The organism is Corallococcus sp. 4LFB (assembly GCF_046520365.1).
Lineage (GTDB): Bacteria > Myxococcota > Myxococcia > Myxococcales > Myxococcaceae > Corallococcus > Corallococcus caeni.
Genome location: NZ_JBKGHJ010000938.1, coordinates 1 through 1,625 on the forward strand (window position 1 = coordinate 1; position 1,625 = coordinate 1,625).

The 1,625-nt window shown below is 69.5% G+C and carries 1 protein-coding gene; it reads left to right on the forward strand.

The features are described 5' to 3' along the window. Positions 1–1,625, forward strand: a 1,625-nt coding sequence (locus ACLEQD_RS42985) for a condensation domain-containing protein (RefSeq protein ID WP_410391733.1), incomplete at both ends; no start/stop codon positions are given.

Consider the following 1,625-nt stretch of genomic DNA (forward strand, 5'->3'; position numbering starts at 1 on the left):
CGAGCCTCAACTTCGACCTCTCCGTCTTCGAGCTCTTCGCCCCGTTGAGCAGTGGTGGTGCGGTGGTGGTGGCACGCAACGCCCTGCACCTGGCGGAGCTGCCCACCGCCTCCCATGTCACTCTCGTCAACACGGTGCCCTCCGCCATGGCGCAGTTGCTGCGCTTGAATGCGGTACCGCCCACCGTGCGCGTTATCAACCTCGCGGGCGAAGCGCTGCCGGAGACGCTGGCCACGCAGGTCTACGCCGTCCCCACGGTGCAGAAGCTCTACAACCTCTACGGGCCCTCCGAGGACACCACCTACTCCACGGCCTCCCTCGTTGGCCGTGACGAGGTGCCGCTTATCGGCAGGCCTCTGCCCGCCACGCGCGCCTACGTGCTGGACGCTTCGTTGCAGCCAGTGCCCGTGGGTGTCGCGGGTGAGCTGTATCTCGCGGGCGAAGGCCAGGCGCGCGGCTACCTGCTGCGGCCGGAGCTCACCGCGGAGCGCTTCGTGCCGGAGCCCTACGGCCCTCCAGGTGGCCGCATGTACCGCACGGGCGACCGCGTCCGTTACCGCGTGGATGGGCGGCTGGAGTACCTCGGCCGCATCGACTTCCAGGTGAAGGTGCGTGGCTTCCGCATCGAGCTGGGCGAAATCGAAGCGGCCCTCCGCCGCGCTCCGGGGCTCAAGGACGCTGTCGTTATTGCCAAGGGCGAAGCCGCCGACAAGCGGCTGGTCGCCTACGTCGTGCCCAGGGCGGATGCCTCGCTGGAGGCAGAAGCCCTCAAGGCGCAGCTGCGCCAGGGCCTCCCTGAGTACATGGTGCCCTCCACCTTCGTGGTGCTGGACGCCCTGCCCCTCAACGCCAACGGCAAGGTGGACCGCAAGGCCCTGCCCGAACCGGGAAACCTCGCGCCCTCGTCCGACTTCGTCGCGCCGCGGAACGACACCGAGGAACAACTGGCCGCCCTCTTCGCGGAAGTGCTGCGCGTGGAGCGCGTGGGCGTCCGGGACGACTTCTTCGCGCTCGGCGGCCACTCCCTGCTGGCCACCCAGCTCGTCTCGCGCGTGCGCTCCACCTTCGGTGTGGAGTTGCCGCTCCGCGTGTTCTTCGAAGCGCCCACGGTGGAAGCGCTCGCGACGAAGCTCGACGGCGCCCAGCGCTCCGAACATCGTCCACCGCCGCTGCGCCCTTCCTCGCACGCAGGCGCCCTGCCGCTCTCCTTCGCGCAGCAGCGGCTCTGGTTCCTGGATCAGCTCACCCCGGGTGACGCGTCGTACAACATCCCAGCGGCGCTCCGGCTGAAGGGCCGCGTGGACGTGGAGTCCCTGCGCCGTGCCTTCGAAGCGCTGGTCGCACGCCACGAATCCCTGCGCACCACCTTCCATGAGCACCAGGGCCAGGCCACCCAGCACATCCACGCGCCCGGCGCATGGACCCTGCCACTCTTCGACGTGTCCGACCTGCCGGAAGCTCCGCGCGAAGCAGAGGCCCAGCGCCGCGTCATGGAGGATGCCCGCCAGCCGTTCCACCTGGAACGAGGGCCACTCCTGCGCACCGCCCTCGTGCGGCTCGGTGACGAAGAGCACCTGCTGCTGGTGACGATGCACCACATCGTCTCCGACGGCTGGTCCATGGGC